The following is a 14,764-nucleotide window of genomic DNA, read 5'->3' as shown; positions in this document are numbered from 1 at the left end:
GATATGACGGCGATCGATACCCTCACGCCCGACGCCATCGCCGCGCGCCTCTCCGGAAGTCCGGAGGAGCGTGCGGCGTTCGTGCGCGAGGCGGCAGACGCGGGCGTGGCGGAGGCTCAGGCGGTGTACGGCCAGATGCTGCTGGACGGCACCGGCGTCGTGGCCGATCCGGTAGCGGCGCTTGGGTGGTTTACCAAGGCGGCGGCGCAGCATCACGTGATGGCGCTCAACATGGTCGGGCGCTGCTACGATCTCGGCTGGGGCACGGCCGTCGACAAGGCGCGCGCGTCGCAATGCTACCGGATCGCCGCCGAGCGCGGGCTCGATTGGGCGATGTATAATTACGCGACGCTGCTCGCGCTGGGGGAGGGTGTCGGCGAAGACAAGCCGGCGGCATTGGCCTTGCTGGAGACGGTCGCGGCGATGGATTCGGGGCTCGCCAGTGCGAAGGCGATCAACTTCGTCGGCAGTTTTGCGGAAGACGGCTGGGCGTGCGAGCGCGATCTGGTGCGGGCCGCTGAATGCTATGCACGGGCAGCGGAGGGCGGCGATTTCCGCGGATGCTTCAATCACGCGCGGATGCTGGGCGCGGCGGGGGATGTCGACGCGGCGCTGGTCTGGTTGAAACGAGCCGGCGCGCGGGGCAACGCGGCGTTTCTGGGCAAGGCCGTAGCATGGCTGGCGGCTAGCGATATTCCCGCGTTCCGCACTGCTGGCGTGGCCGCATTGCGTGAAGGTGCGGCATGCTGATCGCCGTTCCCGATGTGCTCGATCCGGCGGAAGTGGCGCGGGTTCGGCGCATTATCGATGCCGCCGAATGGATCGACGGCAACGCGACGTCTGGTCAGCAATCGGCGCTCGCCAAGCGCAACGAGCAACTGCCGGAGGATTCCGCTGCCGCGCGCGAGGCTGGCGGTATCATCCTCGATGCGCTCGGACGGTCGGCGTTGTTCGTCGCCGCTGCGCTGCCGCTGAAAGTTTTTCCGCCGCTGTTCAACCGCTACGCCGGCGGCCAGGATTTCGGACTGCACGTCGACACTGCGATCCGGATCAAGCGCGGCTCCGACTTCCGCATTCGCAGCGACCTGTCGGCGACGCTCTTTCTCGCCGACCCCGAGAGCTACGATGGCGGCGAACTCGTGATCGAGGATCAGTTCGGCCCGCAATCGGTCAAGCTGCCGGCGGGGCACATGGTGGTGTACCCCGCCTCCAGCCTCCACCGCGTCGCGCCGGTCACGCGCGGCGTGCGGGTGGCATCGTTCTTCTGGTTGCAGTCGATGGTTCGCGACGACGGCGCGCGGCGGATCCTGTTCGATCTCGACCAAGGCGTGCAGGCGGTCGCGGCCGCGCAGGGGCAGGGCGATCCGGCGACGGTGCGGCTGACGGGGGTGTATCATAATCTGCTGCGCCGCTGGGCGGATGTCTGAGCACGGTCCGTCATCCTGACGAAAGTCAGGACCCAGGATCACGGGCCTTACGCTGCTTGGCTCTGGGTCCTGACTTTCGTCAGGATGACGGGGAGGGGAAGGATGGACTTGCGTACGCCTGCCATGCCACGCTCCACGAACGGGGGAATATTCGATGAGTAAATTGGCGATGCGACGGGCCTGGTTTCAGGTCCATAAGTGGATCGGGCTGATCCTCGCGATCCTGATCATCCCGCTCTCGCTGAGCGGCGCGGCGCTGGTGTGGCATGATGCGCTCGACCGGATCGTCGATCCGAGCCGTTATGCGGTGTCGGGAACGACGGTCCTCGGCCCGGACGCCTATGTTGCGGCAGCGGCGACCCGGCTGACTCACGGCGAGCGGATCGCGCAGCTGACGATGCCCGACGATGGCGGGCCGGTCGTCATTGCCGCCGCCGCCGGGACCGCGCCCAAGCGACCGGGACCGCCGCAGCGGACGATGGTCTATCTCGATCCGCCGACCGCGCGCGTGCTGGAGGTGTCGCCGTCGAACGGTGGGCTCGTGCGGTTTCTCCACGTGCTGCATGGCAGCCTGCAACTGCCCGGCGTAGGGCGCTCGATTGTCGGCTGGATCGGCGTGGCGATGATGGTGTCGTGCTTCACCGGGCTCTGGCTGTGGTGGCCGACGGTCGGCAAATGGTCGCGCGGGCTGCGGTTCCGGCGACATCGTAATGTCGATACCAACCTGCATCATCTGTTCGGGTTCTGGATCGCGCTGCCGCTGTTCGTGCTGTCGCTGACCGGCGCGTGGATCTCGTTCCCGCAATTCTTCGGCAAGATCACCGGGGAGGCGTCGCGGCCGAGAGGCGGGCCCGATCGCGGCGCGATGATGCGCGCGAAACCGCTGGCCAAGCCGGCGCAACCGCTTGCCGTGGCGATCGGCAAGGCGCGCGCGCTGGCGGGTGGCGCGCCGCTCCGCAGTGTCGCATGGCCGACCGATCTCAGCGCCGACTGGACCGTGACGTTCGCGCGCGGGACGACGCCGGTCGGGGTGAAGATCGCCGATGACACCGGCGGCGCGACCGCTGCCCCCGCGCGGCCGCAGGGCGGGGTGGCGCGATGGATGCGGCGGATCCACGACGGCACTGACATGGGTGCTCTGTGGCAGGTGATCATCTTTATCGGCGGAATTTTGCCGGCGGTGCTGGCGGTGACCGGCGTGATCATGTGGTGGCGTGCACGGGGGTGGAAGGCGGAACTCGCGGCCAAGCGGGCGGCGTAAGCTTTCCCTCGCCCATTCGAGGAGAGGGAAGGAGGAGCCTCTTGGCGACGGGAGGGTGAGGGGTTTGGGACTAGCGTCCCGAGCCTCTTGCCCCTCACCCTCCCACGCGCAAGAGCACGCGGGCCGCTCCCTCTCCCCGCAGGGGAGAGGGCTTAAGTTAGCGTCCCAACAGCACCCGCGCCTGACCGGCGATCTGCGCGAGCATCGCCGCGTTCGGCACGGCCGCGTGGCGAGCGCGGTCGATCACCGCCTTGAACTGCGCCACACGTGTTGCGTTCGCGGTTAGCCATTGGTCTACCGCACCCTGCGGATCCTGCGCGCCGCGGCGTGCGAGGAACTCCAGCCGTAGCTGCTGGAAATCGCGCGCTAACCCCGCGATCAGCAGGCGCTCCCACGGATCGGTCGGGCTGATCCGCGCGGCGTTTGCCTGCGCCCAGTCGAGCCCGAGTGCCTGACCCAGATGCGTGAACGCGCGCGTGAGGACCGCTTCGTCGAGCGTCATCCGCTCGCCGAGATCGGCCAGCCCGACCGCACCGTCCATCTCGAACAGGCGGACGACCTTGCGCACCAGATCGCCTGGCGCACCGACCGCTTCGAGCTGTGCCGCGATGCGGCTGCTCTGCGCGCTCGCCTCTTCGAGCAGCAACGCCGCGGTCTGGCTGTCGAGCTGCGTAATCCCCTTCGCCAGCCGCGCGAGGACGTCGCCCGGCACGGCGCCCGGTGCAGACACGCGCAACAGGTCGGCGATCTGCGAGCGGGTCGCGACGGCCACCTCGTCGAACAACGCGATCCGTGCCGCCTCGGGCATCACCGCGGTCTCGATCTCCGCCCACAATGCCGGCAGGTCGAACAGGCGCTCGGCGACGACGAACATCGCCGCGATATCGCCCATCGCCGCGCCTTCCTCTTCGGCCAGCTCGAACGGGTAGAGTATGCCAAGGCGGTTGACGATCCGGTTGGCGAGCTTGGTCGCGACGATCTCGGGTCGCAGCCGGTGTTCGTCGATCGCCGGCGCAAAGCGCGCGCGCATAGCCGCGGGGAAGGCAGCATGCAAATCCGGCTTCAAAGCGTCGTCCTTGGCGATATCGCCATGCTCGATCGCATCCTGCAACCCGAGCTTGGCGGTCGCCAGCAGCACCGCCAGCTCAGGCCGTGTAAGCCCCAGACCATCCTGGCCGCGTCGCAGCAGAATGTCGTTCGACGCCAGCCCCTCGACCGCACGATCGAGCCGCCCGGTGCCCTCGAAGATCTCGATCACCCGGACATAGCTCGGCATCGCGACCGCACCGTCCGCCTCGGCGATCGACAGCGCGAGCGTCTGGAGGCGGTTGTCCTCCAGCACCAGATGCGCGACGTCGTCGGTCATGCTGGCGAGCAGCGTGTTGCGGTCCTCATAGTCGAGCCGGCCCTCGATCATCTCGCGGTTGAGCGCGATCTTGATGTTGACCTCGTTATCCGAGCAGTCGACGCCCGCCGAATTGTCGATGAAGTCGGTATTGATCCGCCCGCCGCGTGCGGAAAACGCGATACGCGCCGCCTGCGTGACGCCCAGGTTCGCGCCTTCGCCGATCGCGATCACGCGCAGATCCTCGGCGTTGACGCGCAACCGGTCGTTGGCCGGATCGCCCACGGCGACATTCGCCTCGGACGCCGCCTTCACATAGGTGCCGATGCCGCCGAACCAGAGCAAGTCGGCTGGCGCCTTGAGGATCGCCGAGATCAGCGCGCCCGGCTCCATTTCGCTTGCCGTCACGCCGAGCGCAGCCTGCACCTGTGGCGACAGCTTGATGACCTTGGCGGTGCGCGCGAACACGCCGCCGCCCTTCGAGATCAGGCTCGCGTCGTAGTCCGCCCAGCTCGACCGCGGCAGCGCGAACATCCGGTTGCGCTCGTCCCAGCTGGTCGCGGGATCGGGATCGGGATCGAGGAAGATGTGACGGTGATCGAACGCCGCGATGACCTTCAACGTCTTCGACAGCAGCATGCCGTTGCCGAACACGTCGCCCGACATGTCGCCGCAGCCGACCACGGTGATGCTCTCGCTCTGCACGTCGAGCCCGCGCTCGGCGAAGTGCCGCTGGACGCTCAGCCAAGCGCCCTTGGCGGTAATCCCCATCGCCTTGTGATCGTAGCCGACCGAGCCACCGGAGGCGAACGCGTCGCCGAGCCAATAGCCGCGTTCGAGCGCCAGCGCGTTGGCCACGTCGCTGAACGTCGCGGTGCCCTTGTCGGCGGCGACGACGAAATACGGGTCCTCGCCGTCGAGGATCGTCACGCCGTCCGGGTGCACGACCTTGCCCTCGACGATGTTGTCGGTGATCGACAGCAGCGTGCGGATGAAGATCCGATAGCTCTCGGTGCCCTCTGCCAGCCACGCGTCGCGGTTAGACGGGGCGGGGAGTTGCTTGGGATAAAAGCCGCCCTTCGCGCCGGTCGGCACGATCACCGCGTTCTTGACGCGCTGCGCCTTCATCAATCCGAGGATCTCGGTGCGGAAATCGTCGCGACGGTCGGACCAGCGCAGGCCACCACGTGCGACCGGGCCGGCACGGAGGTGGATGCCTTCGACGCGAGGCGAGTAGACCCACACTTCGCGCCACGGCACGGGGGCGGGGAGGCCGGGGATCAGATGGCTGTCGAGCTTGAACGCGAGCGCCTCGGATGCGGCCGACGTGAACGCGTTGGTCCGCAGAGTCGCCGCGATCAGGTTGCGATACGCGCGCAGGATGCGGTCGTCGTCGATCGCCGTGACCGCGTCTAGCCCGGCTTCGATCGCCTGATCCGCCTCGATCGCGTTACCCGGGTGCTCCGGATGGTGGACCGCAGTGAACCGCGCGATCAGAGCCGCCGCAACTTTCGGCGCACGCCGCAACGCGTCGACGACGGTGGTCAGGCCATACGGAAGCCCCGCCTGGCGCAGATAGCGGAACCACGCACGGAACAGCACGATCGCCTCGGGACGCATACCGAGTTCGACGATCAGCCGGTTGAACGCATCGTTCTCGGCCGCGCCTTCCAGCACCGCCGCGATCGCGCCTTCGAGTACCGGCGCGTCGCTCTGCTGCGCGGCGTCGTTCGCTTCCAGCACGAAGTCATGCACGAACGGCACGCTGTCGTCGCGCAACCGCGTCGGCAGCTCGCCGATCACGCGGAAGCCGAAATTCTCCAGCACCGGCACCGCGTCGGACAACGGCAACGCGCCGCCGAGCTTGTAGATCTTCAACTGCGGATCGGCGCCGGCTTCACCCGGTACGAGACGCACGCCACGCGCATCCGCATCGCCGAGCGCGGCGATGCGCTGGATATCCTCGGCGGCCTCGGCGGGCGTGCTGAGGTTGCGGTAGTTCTGCGGGAACGCCGCCGCCCATTTGAGCGCCAGACGTGCGGCACGCGGCGGCGGCAACGTCTCTACCAGCGCGGCCTCGACGTCCGACACCCAGCCGCGCACCATCCGCTGCAATCGCAGCGCAAGCGGCGCGACGTCGGGCATCCGCCCATCGCCGCGCAGGTCGAGCGTGTAGCGGATCATCGCGACCTCGCCGTCCTCCAGCGCGATCGACCAGTTGAGCACGCTCGCATTCGCCGCTTCGGCCAGCATGTCGCCGATCGCGACGCGGCGGCTGGTGGTGACGTCGTCGCGCGGCAGCCAGACGAACCCGAACAAGTGACGGCCAAGCGCCGATTCGACGAGCACGAGCGCCGGCCGCGGCCGATCGGCGATACTCATCGCCGTCAGCGCGAGATCCTCCAGCGCATCGGGTGCGAACGCGATCACCAAGTCGTGAGGGAGCGCGGTGAACGCGTGGGTCAACGCCTTGCCGGCATGACCGCGCGGATCGAACCCGAACTTCGCCTTCATCGCGGCAAGTCGCGTGCGCAATACCGGCACGTCGCGCGGCATCGCGGCGAGCGCAGCACTCGTCCACAGGCCGCTGTAGATCGACAGCCCGGCGACCGTCGCGCCTTCCATCACCGGCACGACGACGAGGTCGAGCGGCACGGCGCGGTGGACGGTCGAAATCAAGTTCGACTTCAGCAACAACGGCGCGTCGTTGCCTGCCTCGAACCATTCGATCGCCAGTGCGCGCGACGCTTCGGCGAGGATCGGCACCCGGTGTTCGTTGCGCGCGATACCCAGCGCGGCACGGCCGCTGCCGTCGCGGTGCCAGATCTGATGCCCGAGCAGTGTCAGATGCCCGTTTAGGAACCACTGCAACAGCGCCGCGCCTTCGCCCTCGGGCAGCTTGGCGATATCGTCGTCGAGCGCGGCTTGCATCGCACGCCAGTCGGTCACCGCCGCACGGACGTCGGCCAATACGGCGGTCAGATCCTCGATCAGTCCGCGACGGTCGCGCGCATCGGCACGCTCCATCTCGAGATAGATCATCGATTCGGGGCGACCCGCGCCTTGGCCGTCGGCGTCGATTGCGTGCAGCGTGCCGTCGGGTGCGCGCGTCGTACGGACGACGGGGTGGATGATCCGATCGACCGCGATGTCCTGCGCGCCGATCGCCGCGGCGATCGAATCGACCAGGAACGGCATGTCGTCGTTGACGATCGCGAGGCGCATCCGCCGCCGCGTGTCGTCCGCGCTGATCGGCTCGATCGCGATCGCCGGCGCACCGTCGTCGCGGTGCGCGGCGGTCGCGGCGACGAACGCCGCGGCCTGCGCGACCTCGCTTGCCCCGAAGTCCCTCAGTTCGCCCGGAAGGGCCCGTTCGGTCAGCCGGCCCGCGAGGGTTTCGGTGAGCGTGTTCAACGATTGGTTCGCCATAGATCAGGGCCTATGCGCCCGCAATTCGCCTATCTCAACCCTTGTGGCGGGTGCGAAGGAGAATGCTGCGGCGCACCTAAGATGCGGCGTGTTCGGCGGCTGCGATCGCGACCAGATCGCCCTCAAAACCGCCGAGAAAGCTTGCAAAACCTCCTGCGGGCACCTGATGCCGTTGCGCGTGGCGCAGCACCGCCGCGAACGTCGCCAACCGAGTCGCCTCGAAATTGGCGCCGAAGACCAGCGTGACGATCTGCATCATGACGTCCGTCTGGCCGGGCAGGCAGGCGGCGGCGAACAGCGTGGCGAAATCGCCCTCGTCGTGCTCGGTCGACACCGCGAGATCATGCGCCCGACCCAGCGTCCGGTGCAGCGCCGCACGACTGCGCGCTTCGGCAGCCCGCACCTGTGCCGCACTCTCGCGCGCCATCGCCAGTTGCTCGCCGAGCGGACCGGCCAGCACATACTCGGCCGGCAAGGGATCATCCAGGACAAGCGCCGGCACGGGCGTCGGCTCGGCCGGCATGATATCGAACCCGCCGCTCGGACCATCGGCCCAGACCTGCGCGGCCGCACCCGAGATCCGTGGCGTGCCCTGAACCGCCGCATCCAGTTCGGCCGACAGCGCTGCCTGCAGATCGGCGTCCGCGAGTTCCTTCCAATTGATCACGCCGTAGATAAAGTCGATCGTCACGCCGCCCGATGCGAACGGCATCAGGATGCCGCGGTACAGCGTCGTCCGCCCCCGGCTGCTGACGAATTCCGCCTCGAAACCGATCGGCGCGCGATTGGCGATGATCTGGAGATAATGATCGGTCAGCCGCGACAGCAGCGAGCGGCTCGGCACGTCCGCGATTGTCGCGATCGGCCCCTCGAGTCCACATTCTTCGCGCAAGGCACGCCCGAGATACGCGATCCGGGGGTCGCCCATGCCGCGACTGAAATCGAGCAGCACGCTGTGCGGGCCGAAATCGGTGATCGTCTCTGGCTCGAGATCCGCGATCGACGGGTAGGGACGGTCCTTCAGCAGCGACACCCAGTGGTTGTACGCGCGCACGTGCATCCGCCGCTCGTCGCCGCCGAGATCGAACATCACGTCGTTGACGCCGGCATCGGTCGAGTGACGCGCATCGCCGGGCGTCGCGCGGTCCGTGCCGTCGAAACCCGAATTTCCGAAATCGGAACTCCCCGAACTCACTGCATCATATCCTCCGCGAGCGACCGGACCATCTGGACCGTCGCTGCGTTCGTTGTCCAGGCCGCGTACCGTATCCATGCCCAAGGGCCCCCGTTTTCCAGCCACGCTCTTGCACGCCGTTTGGTAAACGCCCGGTAAAGACGCAAACCGCTTGTCAGCCCGCAAATCCCTTGGTATTCGCCGCGACCTCGACCGGATACGTCCGTCGTCGGGCCGCTTTAGCTCAGCTGGTAGAGCATCGCATTCGTAATGCGGGGGTCACAGGTTCGAGTCCTGTAAGCGGCACCATCGACAACATGTTGAAAAACCTCACATTTTTCGATCTCCCGTCGACTTTTCGGCAATGCCGGTTCCGGTAGCGTTCCGGTGCGTCGAGCCCGGAGCAAGCTTCTCGATCTTGGCGATGATGCCGTTCAGGGCGCGCACGACGGTCGGGAATTCGCCGATCGCGTAGACTTCGGTTTGGCTTCCGGCGCGGTGGCCCATGAAGCCTTCAAGATCCCACTTCTCCGCGCCGGTGTTACGGACGAGCGTCGCGAGGCTGTGGCGCAGCAGGTATGGACGCCATTCGCGACCGGCGGGCATGTCGAGGTTCGTGAGCATCGTATCCCACGCGCGATCAACATCCTGAATGGCGCGGCCGTGATAGTTCACGAGCCAGCCCCGACCGGCGCGATCGGTTACCTTCAGCGCCATGTACGTCTCATATTCTTCGCGCAGCCAGCGATCGAGCAGCGGCAGCACCGGCAGAACGGCGCGGTGCTTCTTGTTCTGAGTGCGACCTTGAGGATTGAGATCGATCGTCGGCGCACCCGGCCACCACTGCTCGCGATCCGGCGCGACGTTGATGTCGACGACGGCACCGGGCCGCGCGATCGTGCAGACCGAAGCGACGAGGAACGCGTGGAGCGAACCGCGCTGACGATCCGGCTCGGCCGCATAGGCGAACATCTTCGCCAGTTCCTCGACACCGATTCGCGTGCGGCGCTGGCGTTGCACCTGGCGGGCCGGGAGCGGTTTGTAGATCGGCCGCTTATCGGAGCGCGCCGGCTCCGCGTTCGCGGCATGATTCAAGACGGCGATCAGCTGCGCGATCGACGCCTCGGTCGCGGCCGGCGAGCGCGGCCGCGACACGGTCACTTCGCCCTTGCCGTTGCGCCACTCAACCGGCTGTAAGCGGGACCAGGCGCGGAAGGCGTTGACGAAGACCGTGCCGCACGCAGTGGCGCAGCTCGTGGAGTGACCGAAGCGGCCTTCCGCACCAAGAGCTTGCTCCGCATCAAGGAACGCGACTGCATGTGCCAGCCGGCCCGAGATCGTATCGGCCGAGGCGCGCGTGTTGCCCCACTCGATTTTATAGTCGGCGATGGCGTCGGTCAGCAGATACGCCTGCGCTTGCGCAAGCGGCTGTCCGCATGCGTGGCAGAAAGCCGGTGCTTCGTCCTTGTCGGCGAGGTAGACCTTGTCGAGCGCCAGGATGCCCGCCGCTACGTCGCTTGTAGACGTCGACGTGCTGCGCTCGCGTCGCGTTCCGCTATCGTACCACCAGATGTAGAGATTGGGGGTCCGAAGGGTTCCGTCCGACCGTTCGTCATGGGCGAGCCAATATTTCCCTCTTTGGTAAAGCGGCGGAGCGCGTCGCGGCATTGTGTCTGTTCTTTCAAGTAGTCGGCTACGGCGCGATTGATGATGTCGAAGAGCCCAAGACTTCCGAGTAGGTCGAGGTCGGGTGACTCGATCCGGACGCCTTTCCCGACGTCGGCCGCTCGCATCAGTTTGCGCGAGAGTTTGATGAGTGACGGAGCGTTCACTGGATGGTCTTGGGCAAGATCGCCTGCACGAGCTTCCTTGCCGCCGCTGCGAGCATGTGAGGTGACGCATCGAGCCCGTTGCCCTGGCGCTCATAGGCGAAGCGCTCGACGTGGTCGCAGTGAGCGAGAACGATGCTCGCCTGTCCCAACGGTGCGGCGGTCACGGTATCGGCCGCGGCGGGTGCGATCACGGCCCTCAACTTTTGCGCGTGCGCGAGAAACCGCTCGGCTCGCTCTTCGAGGCCGCGGGCCGCTGCGACTACGTCTGCATCGGATACGCCGCGCCCGGCGTCGATCTTGTAGTTGAGGGCGCGAACCGTGATGCAGAGTTCGTCAGCAAGCCGGCCCTTGCCGAGAAGCTGGGCTGCGGTGTCCAACCCCATGATCCTGACCATTTCGACCGGCATGCCGCGCTGTTCCCGCTTTTGGGAACAGTTCGTGTCTTGTGACGATGGGTGAGACTGGCGAGCTTCGAGGGGAGCGGCGCTGATCATCATAGGGTTCCTGTCAGTGAGAGACAATCCGGCACGGCCGCCAGCCGCCGGTCCTGTAGAGAGCGTCTCAACAAGACCTGGGCGCTTGTCAGAACATGGGCGGGGGGCGGCGTCGGACAGGGAGCAGATCCTTCGCGAGGCAGAGGACGGCTTGCCCGTCGTCGAAGCGGATCGACGCGTGGTCTCGGCGAACGGCGAGGACGTCGCACTGTTTGCCGGTTCGGCCGAGCCCTCGGTAAAGAGCACGATCACCGCCACAGACTGTGACGTCGCCCACGTCACGAGCGAGCCGCTTTGGCGAACGGCGTCGCAGGCAAGGGTTTGAATGCAGGCTCGACGTTGCCGAGTGCCAGCCGGCAGATTCGGCTCCACTGCGGCGCTAGGGACGCACGCATCACGCCGATCGCCGTCGCGCCTGCGCCGCCGAATACGGTCAGCGCCAAGCCTGTGAGGACATCGTGCAGCATCAGCCGCGCCGATCCGAAACGCGAGCCGCGAGCATGACTATCGCGATCGGAACCCAGATCACCGCGGAAGCGACCAGGAAGACGATCTTGACGGCGCGGCGCTGACGCATGCGGCGTTCGGCGTTCGGACGCCGGGTTGCGACGGCGCCGATCACTGATGCACCGGAACGGCAGGCTCGCCAACGCAGCGGGTGCAGGTCGCCAGGCCATGCCAGCTGCAGGTGTGCGTGCCGTCGCCCGCGACGCAGGGATCCCATTCGCTACAACCGCATCCGCGACAGATCCGGGGATGCTGATCGGCAGGCGCGTCACGCAGTTGCATGTAGACGTCGGCGTCGATCGGGAAGGCATCGGCAAACGCGTTGATCGTCTCGCGATAGCGCGCCTTCGTGCCCTCGGTTTCCAGCAGGCAGACCAGTGCCTTGGCCTCGGCCTGGTTTTTCGCGGAGATCCGGCGAGCGACGGTATCGATCGACAGGCCAGCGGCCTTGCGGCGAAGCTTCAGATAGCCGGCAGGACTCAGCGTGGAGAGCAGCGACGGTGCCGAGCGGCATCGTTCAGTGGGCAACGCGAAATGGATCATTGAACAATCCTTTAAGACAAGGGAGCGGCGTTTCCGGAAGCGGGGGCTTTCGGTTCGGGTCGGTCTTGGTCGTGACGGGTGCGGCCGAGGCCGCGGGGATCAGGTGGGCATGGTCGCAGCGATCGCGGCGGCTAAGCCGTGATCGTCGTTGGCCGGGTTGGGATGATCGTCATTGGCCGGGCGCTTCAACCACGCCCCGAAAGGGAGGCGGACGCCCTCCCGGGCCATGTCGCTGGGGCGGATCGTGCGGATGACGCTGAGCTGCGCCACGAACGTATGCCCGCAGTCGTCGTTGGTGCAGCTGAGCCGCAGCTCGCGCACCATCGGCGTGATCTCGGTGCTGTCGCGTACGATAGCCTTCGCTTCGCAATGCGGGCAGGCGATTGCGGGCAGTCTGGTAAGTGTTCTCTTGGTCGTCATTGTAAGCCCCCGGTTTCCCGTGCGACCGGCAACACGCCGGCCGTATGGAAAGGCACCAAGCGTCGCGCCAGCCGGTTGGCGGCAGCGAGCAACTGGCCGACCTCGGCGGACGCACGAAGCGTCGACAGCGGCGAGGCGTTGGATTGGGTAATTTCGATCGATGCGGCGAGCGCATCGCCGCTCTCGCGAGCGACCTCAGCGATGGCCTCCGCCAAGGCGCGACGGCAGGCGTCCTGACCCGTCATCACTTCCTTGAACTGGAACACGTACGCGTCGCGGAATGGGGCACCTTCGCCACCAGCCTTTTGAAACGCGACGTCGAACGCGAGAGCGGTAGCAATTGGCGGGGTGGCGGAGCAGCTATCTTGCCCCCAGTATTGTACATTGCGGACGGTCTTCCCCGCGATCGCGGCGCAAGCGGGCCAATCGATAAGATCCGCAACCTGCTTCATAGCTGCAGCGAAACCATGAGGGACACGAACCTCCGTCATGCCCCAGCCCGCTTCAAAATGGTGGCCCGATCGAAATCGACGGTCGGGCTACCAGAGCCTACGGATCCGGATGCATCGTCAACAGGGAGAGAGATCGACGATAGATCCGCAGGATAGATGTCAGGGCGCAGCAAATGCTTCGAAACACCGGTTTCGCGCTCGACGGTAAGGCAATGCTCTGCCGGTAACCGCTTGCTGCTCTGCAACCACTTCCAGACGGCCGGTTGCGATACCCCGCACATGCGGCCCAGCTCCGCCTGTGAACCGGCAATATCGGCCGCTTTCTTCAAGGCTTCGTATGGAGTGGTCGGTTGCGTCATAACTGGCGTTATAACTGCAGTGATACAGGAGTCAATTCCCGTATTTTGCTCGCGGATAATAACTCAAGCTATACTTTCATCGCGTGACACTCGGGGAACGGATCAGCGCGCGACTTGAATCGCTCGGGATGACTCAGTCCGAGCTTGCTCGCCAAGCAGGCCTTACGCAGCCCGCCATCCATGCCTTAATCAATCGGAATAAGACGGGTTCGAAAAGTCTCCCGGCGATCGCCCGCGGCCTTCAAACGTCCACGGCCTATCTGCAAGGCGAGACCGATGATCCCAGCGAAGGCGCTGTTCCACCCCCCACCGGCAAAGACATTGCCGAGCATCTCGACCTGGTCGAGATCGCGATGGTCGACATGGCCTACGGCATGGGCGCGACGTTCGCCGACGATCGGATCGGCGTCGACCTCATTCATTTCCCGAAGATCTGGGTCGATCAGCTCACGCACAGCGCGCCCGCCAGCCTCGCCTGGGCGCGGGGCAAGGGCGACTCGATGGCGCCGACGATCAGCGACGGAGACATGGTGCTGATCGACCGATCGGAACGCCGGGTCGAAGACCAGGATCTGATCTGGGCCTTCACGATCGGCGACATGGCGATGATCAAGCGCCTGCGCATCCGCGGCGACAAGGTGACGATCCTCTCCGACAACAGTGAGGTGCCGCCCGACACGGCCCACCCCGACGAAATCAATATAATCGGTCGCATCACTCGCGTGGTTAAGCCGGTTTGACGGGGCGAGACGTCGATCATTTCCGATCGATTTCCGGGACGCATTTGCAGGACCAATGCTATCAGCATCGCAATGAGCGGGATTGCACAATGACGCAGAGTTACAGCGAGTTGCTCAACAACTCGATCGGGCTACCCGATATCGAATTGACCACAGCTCGGGCGGGCACGACCGACCCGCGGGGAGTGGGGGCGTTGGAGAGCAGTGCGGTGCGACGCAAATGATGCCCAGTTTAGTCGCTAGAAGCTGGCAGATTCTCACCGAGATCGACTGGAAAACCGCCGCGATCAGCGCTGTTACTGGAATGGCTATCTTGGGAATGCGGCTTGTTATGCGCGAGCCGATTAAAGCCGCTACCAACAATGCGCGAACTATACGCCTGATCTGGTTCCTGTCACCACAGAAGCCATTCGGTGGCAAATGGGAGGTTTCCTGGAAGGTGAGCAGTACTCGGTACCGCCCGAATAACGTCGACACTGTTCAGATCCGGCGACTCTTTTCGAACGTGACATTCACGACGTGCACAACCCTGGTCGACGGTAGCCGCCAAAAATGTACGTTCTTGGGCAAGCTCAAGAACCTTACGGTAACAGGCCGATGGTACAATCCGGACGGCGATGATCGGGGATATGATGGTGTTTTTCAATTGCGTCTGCACGCGGGGCTCGGCGATGGCATCGGGGCTTGGGCAGGTTGGACAAACGACGGCCGTGTAGAGACAGACGATATGTCTATACGCAAGGTCGGATGACCGACCTCTATCGCCTAATAAAGTTCCGGG

The 14,764-nt window shown here is 65.7% G+C and carries 15 protein-coding genes and 1 tRNA gene; 6 read left to right on the top strand and 10 right to left on the bottom strand.

What is annotated here, in order from left to right:
- The first annotated feature begins 3 nt into the window (after positions 1 to 3).
- The 3 genes from ASF09_RS08455 (at position 4) to ASF09_RS08445 (ending at position 2,688) form a co-directional block, all read left to right on the top strand.
- Positions 4 to 750 (top strand): tetratricopeptide repeat protein, encoded by a 747-nt coding sequence (locus ASF09_RS08455; RefSeq protein ID WP_060525837.1) that lies wholly within the window; start codon positions 4 to 6, stop codon positions 748 to 750.
- Positions 744 to 1,427 carry a Fe2+-dependent dioxygenase gene (locus ASF09_RS08450; protein WP_060525836.1) on the top strand — a complete coding sequence of 228 codons (684 nt, stop codon included), beginning with the start codon at positions 744 to 746 and terminating at the stop codon, positions 1,425 to 1,427. The genes ASF09_RS08455 and ASF09_RS08450 overlap by 7 nt, the downstream gene beginning before the upstream one ends.
- 154 nt (positions 1,428 to 1,581) lie before the next feature.
- On the top strand, positions 1,582 to 2,688 hold the full coding sequence (locus ASF09_RS08445) for a PepSY-associated TM helix domain-containing protein (protein WP_060525835.1): 1,107 nt from the start codon (positions 1,582 to 1,584) through the stop codon (positions 2,686 to 2,688).
- 157 nt (positions 2,689 to 2,845) lie between these two features.
- On the opposite strand, the gene ASF09_RS08440 is transcribed toward ASF09_RS08445, so the two are convergent.
- Positions 2,846 to 7,462 carry an NAD-glutamate dehydrogenase gene (locus ASF09_RS08440; RefSeq protein WP_060525834.1) on the bottom strand — a complete coding sequence of 1,539 codons (4,617 nt, stop codon included), beginning with the start codon at positions 7,460 to 7,462 and terminating at the stop codon, positions 2,846 to 2,848.
- Between the two features lie 76 nt (positions 7,463 to 7,538).
- A complete protein-coding gene (locus ASF09_RS08435) occupies positions 7,539 to 8,657 on the bottom strand; it encodes a PAS domain-containing protein (protein WP_156359294.1) in 1,119 nt (372 codons plus the stop codon).
- Positions 8,658 to 8,869: 212 nt separating this feature from the next.
- On the opposite strand from ASF09_RS08435, the gene ASF09_RS08430 reads away from it, so the two are divergent.
- A tRNA-Thr gene (locus ASF09_RS08430) sits at positions 8,870 to 8,945 on the top strand.
- A gap of 21 nt (positions 8,946 to 8,966) precedes the next feature.
- Here the strand turns inward: ASF09_RS08430 and ASF09_RS08425 are convergent.
- The 8 genes from ASF09_RS08425 to ASF09_RS19750 all read right to left on the bottom strand — a co-directional run bounded on the left by ASF09_RS08425 (position 8,967) and on the right by ASF09_RS19750 (position 13,243).
- On the bottom strand, positions 8,967 to 10,304 hold the full coding sequence (locus ASF09_RS08425) for a tyrosine-type recombinase/integrase (RefSeq protein ID WP_060525832.1): 1,338 nt from the start codon (positions 10,302 to 10,304) through the stop codon (positions 8,967 to 8,969).
- A 160-nt stretch (positions 10,305 to 10,464) separates the two neighbouring features.
- Entirely contained in the window at positions 10,465 to 10,965 is a 501-nt protein-coding gene (locus ASF09_RS08420; protein WP_156359293.1) for a hypothetical protein, read from the bottom strand.
- A 275-nt stretch (positions 10,966 to 11,240) separates the two neighbouring features.
- Complete coding sequence (locus ASF09_RS08415) at positions 11,241 to 11,429, bottom strand: hypothetical protein (RefSeq protein ID WP_060525830.1); 189 nt, start codon at positions 11,427 to 11,429, stop codon at positions 11,241 to 11,243.
- A complete protein-coding gene (locus ASF09_RS20265; RefSeq protein WP_156359292.1) occupies positions 11,429 to 11,584 on the bottom strand; it encodes a hypothetical protein in 156 nt (51 codons plus the stop codon). The genes ASF09_RS08415 and ASF09_RS20265 overlap by 1 nt, the downstream gene beginning before the upstream one ends.
- Positions 11,581 to 12,012 (bottom strand): hypothetical protein, encoded by a 432-nt coding sequence (locus ASF09_RS08410; RefSeq protein WP_060525829.1) that lies wholly within the window; start codon positions 12,010 to 12,012, stop codon positions 11,581 to 11,583. Before ASF09_RS08410 ends, ASF09_RS20265 begins: the two co-directional genes overlap by 4 nt.
- A 99-nt stretch (positions 12,013 to 12,111) precedes the next feature.
- Positions 12,112 to 12,432, bottom strand: a complete 321-nt coding sequence (locus ASF09_RS08405; RefSeq protein ID WP_060525828.1) for an ogr/Delta-like zinc finger family protein — start codon at positions 12,430 to 12,432, stop codon at positions 12,112 to 12,114.
- Positions 12,429 to 12,884, bottom strand: coding sequence for a hypothetical protein (locus ASF09_RS08400; protein ID WP_060525827.1), 456 nt, complete (start codon positions 12,882 to 12,884; stop codon positions 12,429 to 12,431). The genes ASF09_RS08405 and ASF09_RS08400 overlap by 4 nt, the downstream gene beginning before the upstream one ends.
- Before the next feature lie 35 nt (positions 12,885 to 12,919).
- Entirely contained in the window at positions 12,920 to 13,243 is a 324-nt protein-coding gene (locus tag ASF09_RS19750) for a transcriptional regulator (RefSeq protein ID WP_082444195.1), read from the bottom strand.
- Between the two features lie 83 nt (positions 13,244 to 13,326).
- Between ASF09_RS19750 and ASF09_RS20260 the strand changes: the two genes are divergently transcribed.
- On the top strand, positions 13,327 to 13,983 hold the full coding sequence (locus tag ASF09_RS20260; protein WP_268795620.1) for an XRE family transcriptional regulator: 657 nt from the start codon (positions 13,327 to 13,329) through the stop codon (positions 13,981 to 13,983).
- Positions 13,984 to 14,203: 220 nt separating this feature from the next.
- Complete coding sequence (locus ASF09_RS08390; RefSeq protein ID WP_060525826.1) at positions 14,204 to 14,734, top strand: hypothetical protein; 531 nt, start codon at positions 14,204 to 14,206, stop codon at positions 14,732 to 14,734.
- The last annotated feature ends 30 nt before the right edge of the window (positions 14,735 to 14,764 follow it).

Origin of the sequence: Sphingomonas sp. Leaf242 (assembly GCF_001422045.1) — a bacterium.
Lineage (GTDB): Bacteria > Pseudomonadota > Alphaproteobacteria > Sphingomonadales > Sphingomonadaceae > Sphingomonas.
Note: the sequence above shows the minus strand (reverse complement) of the source record. Positions and strands in the feature narration are given on the sequence as shown.

Bases quoted from the DNA above. Each gene is read 5' to 3' on its own strand.
- ASF09_RS08405 (WP_060525828.1), bottom strand. From the start codon at position 12,432: ATGACGACCAAGAGAACACTTACCAGACTGCCCGCAATCGCCTGCCCG.
- ASF09_RS08440 (WP_060525834.1), bottom strand. From the start codon at position 7,462: ATGGCGAACCAATCGTTGAACACGCTCACCGAAACCCTCGCGGGCCGG.
- ASF09_RS08445 (WP_060525835.1), top strand. From the start codon at position 1,582: ATGAGTAAATTGGCGATGCGACGGGCCTGGTTTCAGGTCCATAAGTGG.
- ASF09_RS08450 (WP_060525836.1), top strand. From the start codon at position 744: ATGCTGATCGCCGTTCCCGATGTGCTCGATCCGGCGGAAGTGGCGCGG.
- ASF09_RS19750 (WP_082444195.1), bottom strand. From the start codon at position 13,243: ATGACGCAACCGACCACTCCATACGAAGCCTTGAAGAAAGCGGCCGAT.
- ASF09_RS08420 (WP_156359293.1), bottom strand. From the start codon at position 10,965: ATGATGATCAGCGCCGCTCCCCTCGAAGCTCGCCAGTCTCACCCATCG.
- ASF09_RS08455 (WP_060525837.1), top strand. From the start codon at position 4: ATGACGGCGATCGATACCCTCACGCCCGACGCCATCGCCGCGCGCCTC.
- ASF09_RS08425 (WP_060525832.1), bottom strand. From the start codon at position 10,304: ATGCCGCGACGCGCTCCGCCGCTTTACCAAAGAGGGAAATATTGGCTC.
- ASF09_RS08390 (WP_060525826.1), top strand. From the start codon at position 14,204: ATGATGCCCAGTTTAGTCGCTAGAAGCTGGCAGATTCTCACCGAGATC.
- ASF09_RS08415 (WP_060525830.1), bottom strand. From the start codon at position 11,429: ATGCTGCACGATGTCCTCACAGGCTTGGCGCTGACCGTATTCGGCGGC.
- ASF09_RS08410 (WP_060525829.1), bottom strand. From the start codon at position 12,012: ATGATCCATTTCGCGTTGCCCACTGAACGATGCCGCTCGGCACCGTCG.
- ASF09_RS08400 (WP_060525827.1), bottom strand. From the start codon at position 12,884: ATGAAGCAGGTTGCGGATCTTATCGATTGGCCCGCTTGCGCCGCGATC.